This window comes from Achromobacter sp. D10 (assembly GCF_035282245.1).
GTDB lineage: Bacteria > Pseudomonadota > Gammaproteobacteria > Burkholderiales > Burkholderiaceae_B > Achromobacter > Achromobacter insolitus.
In genome coordinates this window covers 177,175-192,893 of record NZ_JAYJLE010000007.1, presented here as the reverse complement: position 1 = coordinate 192,893, position 15,719 = coordinate 177,175, and the positions used below count along the sequence as shown (strand labels likewise).

The following is a 15,719-nucleotide window of genomic DNA, read 5'->3' as shown; positions in this document are numbered from 1 at the left end:
ATCACTACGTGAGGATTTCTGATGAAGATCGAATCTTTCCGTACCCTTAACGCCGTCCTGCGCGGCGGCAGCTTCGCGGCGGGCGCCGCCGACATGAACCTGTCGCCCAGCGCGGTCAGCCTGCAGATGAAGCAGATGGAGGCGTACTTCGGACAACCGTTGTTCGACCGTTCCGCACTGCAGGTCAAACCCAACGCCTTCGCCGCCGAAGTGGACGCGGTGCTCCAGGAAGCGCTATCGAGATTGGACGAATTGCGCCGGCGCAGCACGCCGGAGGTCGAGGGACGCGTCCGGCTGGGCACGATAGAGCCCCTGCAAGTCACTTTGCTGCCGCCGCTGCTGCGCGTGCTGCGCGAACGCTATCCGCGGCTGGACGTTCGGCTGGTGCGCGGCCGCGCCACCGAATTGACCGAAAAGCTGAAGACGGGCGAAATCGACGCCGCGATCATTGCGCGGCCCGAAACCGGCGGTTCCAGCCGTTTGTCCTGGACGCCCCTGTTCCGCGAAAAGCTGGTCCTCATCGCCCCGCCCCATTCCCGCGAGAAGACGGTCGCGGAACTGTTCCAGCAATACGAATGGATCCGCTTCGACAAGACTACCGTGGGCGGCCGCCTTGCCGCGCGCTATGTGGCGCGCCACGCCCCCTATGCGCGATGCCGCATCGACTTGCAGTCGCTGGCGGCCCTTACCGCCCTGGTCTCCGAGGGCCTGGGCGTCTGCGTCCTGCCCGAACCCGGTCCCAATCTCCTGGACGTGCATCCGGTCCGCGTGTTGCAACTGGGCAAGGATGCGCCCTACCGCCAAATCGCATTCGTATGCCGTCAGTCGGACCAGGACAACCGGCTCGTGCAGGCCTTGCTGGATGGCGCGCAGCGCTGACCGACTGCGCGCCAGCGCAAAAAAAAGGGTGCCCGGAGGCACCCAAATCCACCCTACAACAGCAACTACAACTGCATAACTCTCCTGCGATGCTTACGCGGCCTTCTGCTCCTTGCCGTGTTCGAACTGCGCTTCTTCCGTGGAGCCCGTCAGCGCGGTGGTCGAGGACTGGCCGCCTTCGATCGTCTGCGTGACGGCGTCGAAGTAGCCGGTGCCGACTTCGCGCTGGTGCTTCACGGCGGTGAAGCCCATTTCAGCGGCGGCGAATTCCTTCTGCTGCAACTCCACGAAAGCGCTCATCTGGCGGCGAGCGTAACCGTGGGCCAGTTCGAACATGCCGTAGTTCAGCGCATGGAAGCCGGCCAGCGTGATGAATTGGAACTTGTAGCCCATGGCGCCGAGTTCGCGCTGGAACTTGGCGATCGTGCCGTCATCCAGGTTCTTCTTCCAGTTGAACGAAGGCGAGCAGTTGTACGCCAGCAGCTTGCCAGGGAATTGGCGATGGATGGCTTCAGCGAACTTGCGGGCGTATTCCAGGTTGGGCGTGGACGTTTCGCACCAGATCAGGTCGGCGTAGGGCGCGTAGGCCAGGCCGCGCGAGATTGCCTGGTCGATGCCGGCCTTGGTGCGGAAGAAGCCTTCCACCGTGCGTTCGCCGGTGATGAAGGGACGGTCGTTCTCGTCGACGTCGCTCGTCACCAGATCGGCCGCGTCGGCGTCGGTGCGGGCCAGCAGCACGGTGGGCGTGCCCATCGTGTCGGCCGCCAGACGCGCCGACACCAGCTTGGCCACGGCCTCGCGGGTCGGGACCAGCACCTTGCCGCCCATATGGCCGCACTTCTTGACCGAAGCCAACTGGTCCTCGAAGTGCACGCCCGAAGCGCCCGCCTCGATCATGGCCTTCATCAGCTCGAATGCGTTGAGCACGCCGCCAAAGCCGGCCTCGGCGTCCGCCACGATGGGCGCGAAGAAGTCGATATAGCCTTCGTCACCCGGGTTCTTGCCTTCCATCCACTGGATCTGGTCGCAGCGGGTCAGAGAATTGTTGATGCGGCGGACCACTTGCGGCACCGAGTTGGCGGGGTACAGCGACTGGTCGGGATACATTTCGCCGGCCAGGTTGGCGTCGCCGGCGACTTGCCAGCCCGACAGGTAGATCGCCTTCAAGCCCGCCTTGACCTGCTGCATGGCCTGGTTGCCGGTCAGGGCGCCCAGCGAATTCACGAAAGGCTCGCTATGCAGCAGTTCCCACAAGCGGGTTGCGCCGCGGCGCGCCAGCGTGTGTTCCACGCCGATGGAGCCGCGCAGGCGGATGACATCTTCCGCGCTGTAGTCGCGCTTGATGCCTTGCCAGCGGGCGTTCTCGGCCCAGTCCTTCTGCAGATTGCGGATTTCGGTTTCGCGATTGCTCATGGTGATGCTCCTGGTCAGTGATGGGAAGACTTCAAAAGATTCGCGTCCTGCGTTGCGTGAATCGTTGGACAAAGTCTATGCCTCTGCTGCGGAGCAATGCGGGCTTATGTCTTATACAAGACGAAAAATATTATTCTTATAAATCATGCGGTTATAAAATCAATTTCGTATTGCGAAACGCAATTATCATCTGTGAAATGGGCTCCCGCTGCCGCGCAGCAACGGCTTTCACATGACGAAGGTTACATTTCACCATGCGGAAAATCAGGCAATTTGGCGACCGCCTACAATGCGCTCATTCTTCAAGTTTCCGATGACTCCGCTATGACGCTGTCTCACGGCCCGCTGGGCCAGAACGTGGCCTACGCCTCGCAGTACGATCCCTCGCTGCTCTTCCCCATCGCGCGCTCGCACAATCGCGCGGCCCTGAACCTGGAAGCGGGCAAGCTGCCCTTCACCGGCGTGGACCTATGGAACGCCTATGAATTGTCCTGGCTGGACGCCAAGGGCAAGCCGCGCGTGGCCATGGCGACCTTCTCGGTGCCCGCAGACAGCCCGAACATCATCGAGTCCAAATCCTTCAAGCTTTACCTGAACTCGTTCAACCAGACCCGCCTGGTCAATTCGGCCGCTTTGCGCGGCCGCCTGGAGCGGGACCTGAGCGCCGCCGCCGGCGCACCCGTGGGCCTGGATTTCTTCCTGCCGCAGCGATTCTCCGAGTTGCAGATGGGCGAGATGGACGGCATCTATATAGACAAGCTGGACATCGAGATCGACACCTACGAGCCCGCGCCCGAAGTGCTGCGCACGCGGCCGGGCGACGTGGTCGAGGAAACGCTGGCTTCGCGCCTGTTGAAATCGAACTGCCCCGTCACGGGTCAGCCCGATTGGGCCAGCGTGCAGATCCGCTATCGCGGCGCGCCGATAGACCGTGAGTCGCTGCTGCGCTATGTCGTGTCGTTCCGCCAGCACGCGGAATTCCACGAGCATTGCGTGGAACGCATCTTCAGCGACATCATGCAGGCCTGCCGGCCAGAGCAGTTGACGGTCTATGCGCGCTATACGCGGCGCGGCGGATTGGACATCAATCCCTGGCGCAGCAACTTCGAAGCCGGGCCGCCAGCGGACGTGCGTACCGTCCGCCAGTAGCGCATCCGGCTACTTCACAAAGGGCGCGGGCCGGGGGGTGTCGTCCGCCGACGGCGGCAGCACCGGGTACTGAATCGCGGGTTGGTCGCCCGTCAGGGTCTTCAGGAACGCCACGATCTGCGCATTCTCGTCCGCCGAGAAGGTCCGGCCCAGCTGCAGCCGGCCCATCACATCCACGGCCTGCGTCAGGGTGGCCGCCTCGCCGTCATGGAAGTACGGATAGGTCAGCGCAACGTTGCGCAGCGTAGGCACCTTGAAGTTGAAGCGGTCGGCATCCTTGCCCGTCACCGCCGCCCGCCCCTCGGCCTTGTTCTCGGTGACGTACGGCGTGACCAGGCCCATTTTCTGGAACGAATTGCCGCCTACCGCCACCCCGTTGTGGCAGGCCACGCAGCCGCTGTTCTTGAATAGTTCGTAGCCCGCCAGCTCTCGCACGGTAAGCGCTTTCTGGTCGCCGCGCAGCCATTGGTCGAAGCGCGAATTCGGCGTCACGAGCGTTTCCTCGAACGCGGCCAAGGCGCCGGTGACCTCATCGATGCCGATCTCGTCCTGGCCAAAGACCTGCTTGAACTCCGCCCGGTAGCCGGGGATGGAGTTCAACACCTGCACGGCCAGTTCATGGGTGGAGGCCATTTCCATGGGGTTGGCGATGGGCCCGCCAGCCTGCTCACGCAGGTCCTTGGCGCGGCCGTCCCAGAACTGGGCGATGTTCAGGCTGGAATTGAGCACCGTCGGCGAGTTGATCGAGCCCTGCTGCCACTTGTGGCCGATGGAGGCTTTGAGATTGTCCGAGCCGCCCATGCCCAGGTTATGGCAGGAATTACAGGAAATCGCGCCTGAGCGCGACAGGCGTGGGTCGAAGAACAGCTTCTTGCCCAGCTCCACCTTGGCCGGTTCCTTGATCACCGCAGGCTCGATCGGCTGTATCGGTTCCTGCGAGGCCGCCATGGTCGAATGCGTCCAACTGCCCAAGGCGATCCCTGCCGCCAGCAACGCGCTTGCCCTTCTCATTGGCTTCTCCTGAGTAATAACCACTTCAATTCCATGGTTATTACATCAGAGCGCCGCCCCTTTCACCTTGCGCGGGGTCAAACCCGCCGGGACACAAGTCCCGGCCGGTTCAGGAACGCGCGGCCGCCGAGGCAGTAGCCGCGGGTTCCGCGCGCCGCGCCTGCACCGCGATCCACTGAGCCAGGAAGGCCGCGGCGGCGAAGGCCACGCCTGCGCCCACCCAGGGCCCCTGCCGCAAGCCGGCATCAAGCAGCAGGCCGAACGCGAGCGGTCCCAAGGCCGAGCCCACATCCATGCCGGAGTACACCAGCCCGTAGACGGAGCCGGTCGATCCCTTGGGCGTGACGCGGCGGATCAGCATGTCGCGCGACGGCGCCGCCACCCCGGAGCAAAAGCCCGCCAGGGCAACGACTGGCGCCGCCAGGACCGAGGGCACCAGGCCCAGCGCCAGCACCACCAGGGTCACGCCCGCCAGGATCAGCGCCACCATCACGGTGCGCTCGGTGCGCGGATTGGCCGACACCAGAAAGCCGCCTGCAGCCATGCCCACGGCCGAGGCCACCATGTAGCCGGACAGCGCCGAGCTGGCGGCGACCTTGGACAGGTCATAAAGCTGCCCCAGCAAGGGAATGGTGTAGTTCTGCACCGAAGACAGCGCGATGGAGGTGCAGGCAAAGAACAGGAATGCGCCCCACAGCGCCGGCTTGGACAAAAGCGTGGCCAGCGTGGTCAGCACGCTTTCCTGCGGCTTCGCCACTGGCTTGGCGGCGGGCTTGCCGGTATCGGCATCCGCATGGCCGTCCAGCGGCGACGGACCGCCGATCAGATCCCGACCCAGCACGGTCAGCAGCAAGACCAGCGCGACCAGGGCGGCCGCGCTATAGGCGGCCACCCGCCAATCCGCCAGCAGGGTGATGCTGGTCATGAACACGGGCGTCAGCGCCCAGCCCAGGTTGCCCGTGAGGCCGTGCGTGGAGAAAGCGTGCCCCAGGCGCGGCGCGGAAATACGGTGGTTGATGATGGAATAGTCGGCGGGATGGAAGACGGAGTTGCCAATACCGCCCACCACCGCTGCCGCGATCAGCATGGCGTAGCCATTGGCGGATCCGATCAGGACCCCGGACAACACAAAGCAGGCCAGCCCGAACCACAGCACCGGCCGCGCACCGATCCGATCCACCACGAAACCCGACGACGCCTGGCCGATGCCCGACACCACGTAGAAGGTGGACACGAGCAGCCCCAGCCGGGCGAAGTCCAGGCCGAACTCGTTGCCCAGGGAAACATAGAGCGAAGGCAGGACCAGTTGGAAAAAGTGCGAGGAAGCGTGGGCCACCCCAATCAGCAGGATGATCTTCCAGTCGCGCCGGCGGGCGGCGGCATCCAGGGCCAGGGTATTCGCAGCGGTGTTCATTGCAGGCGGCCGCGGTCAGCGGCAGGTAGCGCGACGCCTCGGGCGGCGCGGGTTGTCTCCGGCAACGTCCGGGTGTGCCGGGCGTTGGACTCTGAGGCGCCATGCCGGCCACGCCGGCTGGTCGCTCTTTGTAGGTAACGGCGGCCGCCTTGCGCGAGCCGGACCGCCGTTGTGCAAACCAATATATATGTACTACGAGGACAGACTGCAGGGACGGACTACAAGGACGACTACAGGGTCTTTTCGCGGATTGCGGGCCAGGCGCGTTGCAGGTAGTACAGCATCGACCATACCGTCAGCACCGCCGCCACGATGATCAGCACATCGCCCAGCAGGCGGGAGCTGACGCCGTAGATCGGCTGGTTGTACAGCAGGCAGGGAATCGCCACCATCTGCGCGGCCGTCTTGAACTTGCCCAACCGGTGCACCGCCACGCTGGCGCTGGCGCCGATCTTGGCCATCCATTCGCGCAGCGCGGAAATCGTGATTTCACGGCCGATGATGATCAGTGAAATGAAGGCGTCGACGCGGCTGAGGTCCAACAGGACGATCAGGGCGGCGCAGACCATCAGTTTGTCGGCAACCGGATCCAGGAAGGCGCCAAACGCCGATGTCTGGTTCCAGCGACGGGCCAGCCAGCCGTCGAACCAGTCGGTCAGCGCCGCAATGATGAAAGCCCACGCGGCGAAGGTGTCGCGAACAGGGACCGACATCCAGCTTTCGGGCAGATAGAACAGCCCGACCACCAGCGGAATCATGGCGATGCGCAGCCATGTCAGGATAATGGGTACGTTAATTGGCATAGTGTACGTATGCTAACAGTAAGACGCCCCCCCGAAGCGCCGGAGGCGCTTCCCCCCCAGGGGGGCGCCGCTGCGGACCGGCGGAGCCGGATCCGCGCGGCCCGGCTGGCGCTACGCCGGTTGCTGCGTCTGTAACCGAACAGAGGGTGAGTAACCGCCGGCATTTATGCATGGCGGCTACCGCAGGGCTTCATAGATGCGGATCGCCAGGTCTTGGGAGATGCCGTCGACCGACGCCAGGTCTTCGATGCTGGCCGAGGCCACGCCGGAGAAGCCGCCGAAGCGGGCCAGCAGGCGCTGGCGGCGGCGGGCGCCGATACCTTCGATTTCCTCCAGCCGCGAAACATTGCGCGCCTTGGCGCGGCGCGCCCGCATGCCGGTGATCGCGAAGCGGTGCGCCTCGTCGCGCACCTGGGCGATCAGCATCAGCGCGGCGGACTCCCCGCCCAGGGCCACCGGCGGCCGGGCGTCCGCGAACACCAGCGTTTCCAGGCCGACCTTGCGCCCTTCCCCCTTGGCTACGCCCACCAGCGTCTGGATATCCAGGCCCAGTTCCACGAACACCTGGCGGGCAACTTCGACTTGGCCCTTGCCGCCGTCGATCAGCACCAGGCCAGGCATGGGCGCCTCGCCGTCCGCGACCTTGGCGAAACGGCGGCTCAACACCTGGCGCATCGCGGCGTAGTCGTCGCCCGGCGTAATGCCAGCGATGTTGTAGCGCCGGTACAGCGATGGCTGCATGTCGTGGTGTTCGAAGACCACGCAGGATGCCTGCGTGGCCTCGCCCGCCGTGTGACTGATATCGAAACACTCGATGCGCAGCGCGTCCAGCGCGGCCTCGTCCGTGTCCAGATCCAGCGCCTCGGCCAGCGCCAGCGTGCGCGCGGCGCGGGCGCCAGACTCCGTCAAGGCGCGGGCCAGGGCCATCTCGGCGTTCTTGGTCGCCTGTTCCAGCCAGGCCCGGCGCGCGCCCTGAGGGCGGGTCAATACGCGCGACGGGCGTCCGCCGGCCTGCTCCACCAGCAGCCCGATCAGGTCGGGATCCGGCAAGGCATGCGAACAGACCAGCACCGGCGGCATGGCGTTGTCCGTGTAATGCTGCGCGACAAAGGCTTCCAGCACCTGGGGCGCCGCCTCGCCTTCGGCATGCGCGGGAAAGAATGGCTTATCGCCCAGATGGCGGCCGCCACGCACCATCGCGAGGTTGACGCACACCTTGCCGCCCGCGATCGCCGCGGCGATGATGTCGGTGTCTTCGCCGCTGACGTTCTCCATGGTCTGCTGGTGCAGCACGCGCGCCAGCGAACCCATCTGATCGCGCAACGCCGCGGCCTCCTCGAAGCGCAGTTCGCTGGCGGCCTGCTGCATCCGGCTTTCGATCTCGCCCATCACTTCCTTGGCCTCGCCATTCAGGAAGCGCACGGCGCGCTCGACGTCACGCTCGTAGCCGGCAGCGTCGATCGCGCCGACACAGGGTGCCGAACATCGCCCGATCTGATGCAGCAGACAGGGCCGTGAACGGTTGGCGAAAACGGAGTCCTCGCAGGTACGCAGGCGGAAGACCTTCTGCAGGATCTGGATGGTCTCGCGCACGGCCCAGGCGTTGGGAAACGGCCCGAAATACTGGCCGCGCTTGTTCGTCGCGCCGCGGTAATACGCAATGCGCGGCCACTCATGGCCGGTGATCAGCAGGTAAGGATAAGACTTGTCGTCGCGAAACAGGATGTTGTAGCGCGGCTTGAGCGTCTTGATGAGGTTGTTTTCGAGGATCAGCGCTTCTGCTTCGGAACGCGTCACCGTCACTTCCAGCCGCGCCACCTTCGCCACCATCTGGGCGATGCGGGGGCTGGCCAGGTTCTTCTGGAAATACGACGAGACGCGCTTCTTCAGGTCGCGCGCCTTGCCGACATACATGACCTCGCCGGCCGCATCCAGATGCCGGTATACGCCCGGCAGATGCGGCAGGTCAGCCAGGAACGATTTGAGATTGAAGTCGTCGGGCATTCTGATAACGGCTTTCGGCCTGCAAGGTGTCCCAGTCCGGCGCGGCAAAACGCGGCATCAGGCGGCGGATGCGGGCCACGGACTCGGGCGCGTGCTTGAATTCCAGGCGCTCCAGCAACTCGTCGGCCAGGTCCGGGCGGTTGCATACCAGCACCATATCGCAGCCGGCGCCCAGCGCGGCATTGGCCCGGTCCAGGATGTCGCCGGCCACCGATGCGCCTTCCATGGTCAGGTCGTCCGAGAACACCACGCCGTCGTAGCCGAGGCGGGTCCGCAGGATGTCCTGGACCCAGCGCCTGGAGAAGCCGGCCGGATGCTTGTCGACCTTGGGGTAGATCACGTGCGCGGGCATCACCGATGGCAGCACCGCGTCGCCCAGCCAGGCATAAGGCGCGGCGTCGTCCTTCAGGATACGCTCCAGCGGGCGCGGATCAACCGGAATCTCGTGATGCGAGTCAGCCTCGACGTAGCCATGGCCGGGAAAGTGTTTGCCGCAGGCAGACATGCCCGCCAGCTGCAGGCCCTGGATCAGGGCGCGCGACAGCATGGTGACCACGCGTGGATCCTGGTGGAAGGCACGCGTGCCGATCACCTTGCTGACACCGTAGTCCAGGTCCAGCACGGGCGTAAAGCTCATGTCCACGCCGCAAGCGCGCAACTCGGCGGCCAGCACGTAGCCCGCTTCGGTCGCAAGACGCATGGCCTGCAGCGGATCGCGGTCCCACAGCGCGCCCAGGTCACGCATGGCGGGCAGCGGCGTGAAGCCATCCTCGCGGAAGCGCTGCACGCGGCCGCCTTCATGGTCCACCAGGATCAGCAATGGCTCCTTGCGGGCCTTGTGGATCTGGCGGGTCAATTCGGTCAGTTGCTTGCGGCTTTCGAAATTGCGCGCAAACAGAATCACGCCGCCCACCAGCGGGTGGCGCAAACGCTTCTTTTCCGCCTTGGTCAGGGTATATCCCGCCACATCGACCATCACGGGGCCGGGCGGCAGGACCGCCCTGGATTTTTTCTTGGCCATGTCAGGCTGTCCTTGTGTCTATGACTTGCAAGCCGGCAGCGCACCACGGGAGGTCCGCGTTCAAGGCTTGCGTTCGACCACCACGTAGGCGGCGGCCATGTCGGATTCGTCGGTAATGGAAACATGCGCCGCGCCGAAGCGCTGCTCATACCATTGCAGCAATTCTGGCGCGATCACCAGCACGGGACGCCCGCCAGGCGCGTTCAGCGTCTGCACGCGACGCCAGGTCATGGGCATGCGCATGCCCAGGCCGATGGCCTTGGAAAACGCCTCCTTGGCCGCGAACCGCGTGGCCAGGAAGCGCAGGCCGCGCACCGGATCGCGGGCGCGGCGCGCGTGGAACTTCTGGAGTTCCTCGGCGCCGAGGATCTTTTCCGCAAAACGGTCGCCATGGCGCGCCAGCGCGCGTTCGATGCGGTCGATACGCAGCAGGTCCATGCCGATGCCGGCAATGGCGCCCGCGGGCGCGGCGGGGCGTGAGGCGTCAGACATGGAGATGAGCGCGCGGCCAGCGGCAAGAAGCGGTCATCGGGTCGGCGCTCAAAGGCCGCGCAGCGCCTGCAGGCGAGCCTGCACCATCAGCGCCTTCATGTCGCGCACCGCCTTTTCCCAGCCGTCGAACACCGCCTGAGCCACGATGGCGTGGCCGATGTTGAGTTCGGAAATGCCGTCCAGCGCGGCGACGGGCTTGACGTTGCCGTAATGCAGGCCGTGGCCCGCATTCACGCGCAGGCCATGGCGCAACCCTTCGGCCACGGCGAGACGCAGCCGCTGGAGTTCGGCCTCGGCGGCCTCCCCTTCGGCCTCGGCATAGGCGCCCGTGTGCAATTCGATCACCGGCGCACCAGCCTTGGCCGCCGCCGCGATCTGTACCGGATCCGGATCGATGAAGAGCGACACGCGGATACCGGCTTCGGCCAGCAGGCCGACGGCATCCGACACCGGCCCCATGGCGCCCGCGACCTCCAGTCCGCCCTCGGTCGTGAGCTCGGTGCGCTTTTCCGGTACCAGGCAGACGTCGTTCGGCTTGACCGCGCAGGCGATCTCCAGCATTTCGGCCGTCACCGCGCACTCCAGGTTCATGCGCGTGCGCAACTGCGGACGCATGGCGTAGACGTCCTTATCCTGGATGTGGCGCCTGTCTTCGCGCAGATGCAGCGTGATGAGGTCGGCGCCGGCGTCCTCCGCGCGCAGCGCGGCGGCAACCGGATCCGGATAGGTCGTGTGGCGTTGTTGCCGCAGCGTGGCAACGTGATCGATGTTTACACCAAGTTCTATCATTGCACTTTCGTTGTTTCTTCCCAGCCGCCGCCCAGGGCCTTGTACAGTTCCACGCGGTTGATCAGCGCGGCCAGGCCAGTCTGGACCAGGGCGAGCTGGGCATTGAAAAAGTCCACCTGCGCGGTCTGCACCTGCAGGTAGCTGTCGATACCATTGGTATAGCGCAAATTGGACAGTTCCAGCGTGCGTCCCGAAGCGTCCTGCAGGGCACGCTGGGCGTCCAGCTGGGCCCCGTAGGTCGCTTCGCCCGCCAGCGCGTCCGACACTTCGCGGAACGCCTGCTGGATGGACTGTTCGTACTGCGCCACGGCGATATTGTCGCGCGCCTTGGCCAGGTTCAGGCCTTCGCGGATGCTGCCGCCAGCAAACAATGGCGTGGTGATGGAAGGCGAAAAGCTCCAGTAGCCCTGACCCCCCTTGAACAGGTCGCCCAATGACGGGCTGGCCACGCCCAAGAGGCCGGTCAGCGAAATGGTCGGGAAAAACGCAGCGCGCGCCGCGCCAATATTGGCGTTGGCGGACTTCAGCTGGTTTTCCGCGGCCATGATGTCCGGACGGCGCTCCAGCAGGTCGGACGGGAGGCCCGCAGGCACCGTAGCCAGCAACTGGTCGCGGCCGAACACGGCAGGCGCCGGCAGATCCGGCGGCAACGGCGTGCCGACCAGCAGCACCAGGGCGTTCATGGCCTGCGCCTGGGCGCGGGCCAATTGCGCCAGATCGGACGAGGCCGAGTCCAGCAACGTCTTCGCCTGGTTCAGGTCCAGTTCGGAGGCCACGCCGCCATCGAAGCGACGCTTGACCAGGTTATAGGATTCCTGGCGCGACGCCAGGGTGCGCTGCGTCAGGTCGAGCTGGACCTCGGCGGCGCGCAGGTTGAAATATGACTGCGCGACCGCGCCCACCAGCGTGATGTGCACGCTCTTTTGCGCCTGCTCGGTGGACAGGTACTGCTGGTACGCCGCCTCGGAAAGGCTGCGCAGGCGGCCGAACAGATCGATCTCGAAGGTGGTCAGGCCGATGCCCGCCTGGTAGGAGCTGCTGATGGAGCCTGCGCCGGGCTGCCGCATATTGGCAGGCAGGTGCTGGCGCTGGCCCTGGATGCCGGCGCCGATGCTGGGCCATTGCGCGCCACGCTGGATGCCGTATTGGGCGCGGGCCTCTTCCACGCGCTGCACCGCCACGCGCAGGTCGCGGTTGTTCACCAGCGCCAGTTCGATCAGGCTTTGCAGGCGCGGATCGCGGAAGAACTCGCGCCAGCCCAGGTCGGCCGCGGGCGTGCCTTCCTGCGGCATGACCGAGGTAGACGGCTGGGTGCCCAGCGAAGTGGGCTTGGCGTAGCCGCCGTATTGCACCTTGGGCTGGTCGGGCCACGCGCCCGCCACTGGCGCGTCGGGACGCTTGTAATCAGGCGCCAGCGAGCAGCCGGCCAACGCCACCGCCACGAAAGCGGACAAGGCGGTCTGTTTGAACTTCAGGGCTTTCATTCCTTGCCCTCCTGGCCACCGTTGGGTTGTGCGGGATGTTGCGCGGCAGCGTCCGGCGCAGCCTGTCCGGCCGCGGCCTTCTTGGCCGCCTGCTCTTCTTCGAAGGCGCGCAGCTCGGCGCCCAGCAGGCGCGGCCGGGTCTTGAACAGGCCCAGCACCACCACGAAGAAGGTCGGCACGAAAATCACCGCGAACGGCGTGGCGGCCAACATGCCGCCCAGCACGCCCAGGCCCACGGCGCGCTGGCTGGCGGCGCCGGCCCCCGTCGCCATGGCCAGGGGCACCACGCCCAGGATGAACGCCAGCGAAGTCATCAGGATCGGACGGAACCGCAGCCTCGCGGCCTCCACCGCGGACTCGTACAGTCCCATGCCGCGGGCGTACTGGTCCTTCGCGAACTCCACGATAAGAATGGCGTTCTTGGCCGCCAGGCCGATCACGGTCACCATGCCCACCTGGAAGTACACATCGTTGGACATGCCCAGCGCGCTGATCAGCGCCACGGCGCCCAGCATGCCCAGCGGCACCACCAGCATCACCGAAATCGGGATGGCCCAGCTTTCATACAGGGCGGCCAGCACCAGGAACACCACCAGCAGCGACAGGCCCATCAGGATCGGCGCCTGGTTGCCCGCCTGGCGTTCCTGGTAGGAAAGGCCGTTCCACTCGTAGCCGAAGCCCTGCGGCAGCTGGCCCACCAGGCGTTCCATCTCGGCCATCGCCTCGCCCGTGGTGTATCCCGGCGCGGCGTCGCCGCTGATGCGCATGGATTCATAGCTGTTGTAGCGCACCACCTGCACCGGGCCCTGCTTCCATTCGGCCTTGACGAAGGTGGACAGCGGCACCATGCCGCCCTGGCTGTTGCGCGCGTTCAGTTGCAGCACGTCATTGAGCTGCATGCGGTACGGCGCGTCGGCCTGCACCCAGATGTTCTGCATCCGGCCCAGGTTGGGGAACTTGCTCAGGTAAGCGGAACCGACCGCGGTGGAAATCAGCGAGGCGGCCTCGTTGAAATCCACGCCCAGCGCGGCCGCCTTGTCACGGTCGATGGTCAGGCTCAACTGCGCGCCCGGTCCGAGGCCGGTGATACGCACTTGCGACAGCACCGGGCTCTTCATGACCAGGCCCATCAGCTCGCCCGTCGCCGCAGCCAGGGCGGCGGAACCCGCCGCGCCGCGGTCCTGCAGGCGGAAGTCGAAGCCGGTGGCGTTGCCCAGGGACGAAATGGCGGGCGGCACCAGGGTGAACACCTGCGCGTCATGGATGCCCATCAGCTGCTTCTCGAAGGCCCGGAAGGCGATCGCGCCCGCGGAATCCTTGCGCTCCTTGCGCTCGCTGAAGTCCTTCAGCGTGACGAAGGCGATAGCGGCGTTCAGGCCGTTGCCGTTGAAGCTGTAGCCCTGCACGGCGATGACGTTCTCGACCGCCGGCACCTCCGAAAAGTACTTCTCGACCTGCTCGATGACCTCGACCGTCCGGTTGGCCGTCGCGCCCGTGGGCAGTTCGATGTTGCTGACCACGTAGCCCTGGTCTTCCTCGGGCAGGAAGGACGAAGGCAGGCGCAGGTACAGCCAGCCCAGCAGCAGGACCAGCACCAGGAATGCCAGCATCATGCGGCCGCCCTTGTGCAGGATGCGCGACACCCAATTCTGGTAGTTGTGGGTGGTGGCGTCGAACTTGCGGTTGAACCAGCCGAAGAAGCCCTTCTTGTCCTCGTGGTGACCCTTGGGCACCGGCTTGAGGATGGTGGCGCACAACGCCGGCGTGAAGGTCAGCGCCAGCAGCGCGGAGAAGAAGATGGACACGGCCATCGCGATCGAGAACTGGCGATAGATCACGCCCACCGAACCGCTCATGAAGGCCAGGGGCAGGAACACCGTCACCAGCACCAGCGTAATACCGATGATGGCGCCGCTGATCTGCGGCATGGCCTTCTTGGTGGCCTCCTTGGGTGGCAGGCCCTCCGTGGACATGATCCGCTCGACGTTCTCCACCACCACAATGGCGTCGTCCACCAGAATCCCGATGGCAAGCACCATGGCGAACATGGTCAGCACGTTGATGGAGAACCCGAGCGCCAGCATCACGGCGAACGCCCCCAGCATGGCCACCGGCACCACCAGGGCCGGGATCAGGGTATAGCGTACGTTCTGCAGGAACAGATACATCACCAGGAACACCAGCACCATGGCTTCCGCCAGGGTGTGCACCACCTGCTCGATGGACACCTTCACGTAAGGCGCCGTGTCGTAGGGGATGGAATAGGTGATGTTGCCCGGGAAGTACTTGGACAATTCCTGCATCTGCTGGCGCACGCCCTGCGCGGTGGCCAGCGCGTTGGCGTTAGGCGACAGCACGATGGCGAACGCCGCCGTCGGCTTGCCGTTCAGGCGAGCGCCGAACTGGTAGTTGTCAGCACCGACCTCGATGCGCGCGACGTCGCGCAGCAGCACCTTGGAGCCGTCGGTATTGGCGCGCAGCACGATGCCGCCAAAGCCCTCGACCGTGCTCAATTGGCCGTTGGCCGTGACCGTGGCCGTGATGCGCTGCGACTCGGGGTTGGGCGGCGCACCGATGCTGCCGCCGGAGATCACGACGTTCTGCTGCGCGATGGCCTGGTTGACCTGCGACATGCTCAGGTTGAAACCCACCAGCTTGGCGGGATCGACCCAAACGCGCATGGCGCGCGGCGCCGCGAACAACTGGAACTGGCCCACGCCAGGCACGCGCGATACCGGGTTCTTGATGTTGCGCGTAATGTAGTCCGCCAGCGCGGTCTGGTCCAGCGAGCCGTCGGTCGACGAGACCGCCGCCACCATCAGGAAGCCGGTACTGGTCTGCTCGTATTGCAGGCCCTGCTGCTGCACGGCGGTGGGCAACTGCGCAACCACGTTGGACACGCGGTTCTGGACGTCCACCTGCGCAAGGTCCGGGTTGGTCCCGGGCGCGAAGGTCGCGGTGATGGTCGAGGTGCCGTAGGAATCGCTGACCGACTCGTAGTAGATCAGGCCCTTGGCGCCGTTGAGCTGGTCTTCGATGATACTGGTGACCTGCTCGGCCACTTCATTGGCCGACGCCCCCGGGTAAGTCGCCGTGATCGTGATCGCTGGCGGCGCCACGTCCGGGTACTGCGAGATTGGCATGTTCGGGATCGCCAACACCCCGGCCAGCAGGATGAACAGGGCGACTACCCAAGCGAAAATCGGTCTATCAATAAAAAATTGCGGCATGTGGGCTGACTCTGAAAGCGATGCTCACCA

General features: G+C 65.4%; 12 protein-coding genes. 2 read left to right on the top strand and 10 right to left on the bottom strand.

Features of this window, described 5'->3' with window-relative positions:
• Positions 1-21 precede the first annotated feature (21 nt).
• Positions 22-879, top strand: a complete 858-nt coding sequence (locus tag VCS63_RS20130) for a LysR family transcriptional regulator (RefSeq protein ID WP_063641210.1) — start codon at positions 22-24, stop codon at positions 877-879.
• Between the two features lie 93 nt (positions 880-972).
• Here VCS63_RS20130 and aceA read toward each other — a convergent pair whose 3' ends face one another.
• On the bottom strand, positions 973-2,292 hold the full coding sequence (gene aceA, locus VCS63_RS20125) for an isocitrate lyase (RefSeq protein WP_042794353.1): 1,320 nt from the start codon (positions 2,290-2,292) through the stop codon (positions 973-975).
• A 324-nt stretch (positions 2,293-2,616) separates the two neighbouring features.
• On the opposite strand from aceA, the gene queF reads away from it, so the two are divergent.
• Positions 2,617-3,441, top strand: a complete 825-nt coding sequence (gene queF / locus VCS63_RS20120; protein ID WP_063641209.1) for an NADPH-dependent 7-cyano-7-deazaguanine reductase QueF — start codon at positions 2,617-2,619, stop codon at positions 3,439-3,441.
• Between the two features lie 9 nt (positions 3,442-3,450).
• Here queF and VCS63_RS20115 read toward each other — a convergent pair whose 3' ends face one another.
• The 9 genes from VCS63_RS20115 to VCS63_RS20075 form a co-directional block, all read right to left on the bottom strand.
• Complete coding sequence (locus VCS63_RS20115) at positions 3,451-4,452, bottom strand: cytochrome-c peroxidase (RefSeq protein ID WP_323880838.1); 1,002 nt, start codon at positions 4,450-4,452, stop codon at positions 3,451-3,453.
• A gap of 109 nt (positions 4,453-4,561) precedes the next feature.
• The gene (locus VCS63_RS20110; protein WP_323880836.1) at positions 4,562-5,866 is read right to left on the bottom strand and encodes an MFS transporter; all 1,305 of its coding nucleotides are present in this window, start codon (positions 5,864-5,866) and stop codon (positions 4,562-4,564) included.
• Between the two features lie 230 nt (positions 5,867-6,096).
• On the bottom strand, positions 6,097-6,669 hold the full coding sequence (gene pgsA, locus VCS63_RS20105) for a CDP-diacylglycerol--glycerol-3-phosphate 3-phosphatidyltransferase (RefSeq protein WP_323880834.1): 573 nt from the start codon (positions 6,667-6,669) through the stop codon (positions 6,097-6,099).
• 177 nt (positions 6,670-6,846) lie between these two features.
• Positions 6,847-8,673, bottom strand: a complete 1,827-nt coding sequence (gene uvrC, locus VCS63_RS20100; protein WP_323880832.1) for an excinuclease ABC subunit UvrC — start codon at positions 8,671-8,673, stop codon at positions 6,847-6,849.
• The gene (gene nagZ / locus VCS63_RS20095) at positions 8,636-9,694 is read right to left on the bottom strand and encodes a beta-N-acetylhexosaminidase (RefSeq protein ID WP_063641206.1); all 1,059 of its coding nucleotides are present in this window, start codon (positions 9,692-9,694) and stop codon (positions 8,636-8,638) included. The genes uvrC and nagZ overlap by 38 nt, the downstream gene beginning before the upstream one ends.
• Positions 9,695-9,754: 60 nt before the next feature.
• The gene (gene acpS / locus VCS63_RS20090; RefSeq protein ID WP_042794358.1) at positions 9,755-10,186 is read right to left on the bottom strand and encodes a holo-ACP synthase; all 432 of its coding nucleotides are present in this window, start codon (positions 10,184-10,186) and stop codon (positions 9,755-9,757) included.
• Between the two features lie 48 nt (positions 10,187-10,234).
• Positions 10,235-10,975, bottom strand: a complete 741-nt coding sequence (gene pdxJ, locus VCS63_RS20085; RefSeq protein WP_042794359.1) for a pyridoxine 5'-phosphate synthase — start codon at positions 10,973-10,975, stop codon at positions 10,235-10,237.
• Entirely contained in the window at positions 10,972-12,459 is a 1,488-nt protein-coding gene (locus tag VCS63_RS20080; RefSeq protein WP_042794360.1) for an efflux transporter outer membrane subunit, read from the bottom strand. The genes pdxJ and VCS63_RS20080 overlap by 4 nt, the downstream gene beginning before the upstream one ends.
• Complete coding sequence (locus tag VCS63_RS20075; RefSeq protein WP_063959744.1) at positions 12,456-15,689, bottom strand: multidrug efflux RND transporter permease subunit; 3,234 nt, start codon at positions 15,687-15,689, stop codon at positions 12,456-12,458. The genes VCS63_RS20080 and VCS63_RS20075 overlap by 4 nt, the downstream gene beginning before the upstream one ends.
• Positions 15,690-15,719: the final 30 nt, after the last annotated feature.

Excerpts from the sequence above, each read along its gene's own strand:
- VCS63_RS20115 (WP_323880838.1), bottom strand. The coding sequence starts at position 4,452 with ATGAGAAGGGCAAGCGCGTTGCTGGCGGCAGGGATCGCCTTGGGCAGT.
- pdxJ (WP_042794359.1), bottom strand. The coding sequence starts at position 10,975 with ATGATAGAACTTGGTGTAAACATCGATCACGTTGCCACGCTGCGGCAA.
- VCS63_RS20130 (WP_063641210.1), top strand. The coding sequence starts at position 22 with ATGAAGATCGAATCTTTCCGTACCCTTAACGCCGTCCTGCGCGGCGGC.
- aceA (WP_042794353.1), bottom strand. The coding sequence starts at position 2,292 with ATGAGCAATCGCGAAACCGAAATCCGCAATCTGCAGAAGGACTGGGCC.
- uvrC (WP_323880832.1), bottom strand. The coding sequence starts at position 8,673 with ATGCCCGACGACTTCAATCTCAAATCGTTCCTGGCTGACCTGCCGCAT.
- queF (WP_063641209.1), top strand. The coding sequence starts at position 2,617 with ATGACGCTGTCTCACGGCCCGCTGGGCCAGAACGTGGCCTACGCCTCG.
- pgsA (WP_323880834.1), bottom strand. The coding sequence starts at position 6,669 with ATGCCAATTAACGTACCCATTATCCTGACATGGCTGCGCATCGCCATG.
- nagZ (WP_063641206.1), bottom strand. The coding sequence starts at position 9,694 with ATGGCCAAGAAAAAATCCAGGGCGGTCCTGCCGCCCGGCCCCGTGATG.
- VCS63_RS20080 (WP_042794360.1), bottom strand. The coding sequence starts at position 12,459 with ATGAAAGCCCTGAAGTTCAAACAGACCGCCTTGTCCGCTTTCGTGGCG.
- acpS (WP_042794358.1), bottom strand. The coding sequence starts at position 10,186 with ATGTCTGACGCCTCACGCCCCGCCGCGCCCGCGGGCGCCATTGCCGGC.
- VCS63_RS20110 (WP_323880836.1), bottom strand. The coding sequence starts at position 5,866 with ATGAACACCGCTGCGAATACCCTGGCCCTGGATGCCGCCGCCCGCCGG.
- VCS63_RS20075 (WP_063959744.1), bottom strand. The coding sequence starts at position 15,689 with ATGCCGCAATTTTTTATTGATAGACCGATTTTCGCTTGGGTAGTCGCC.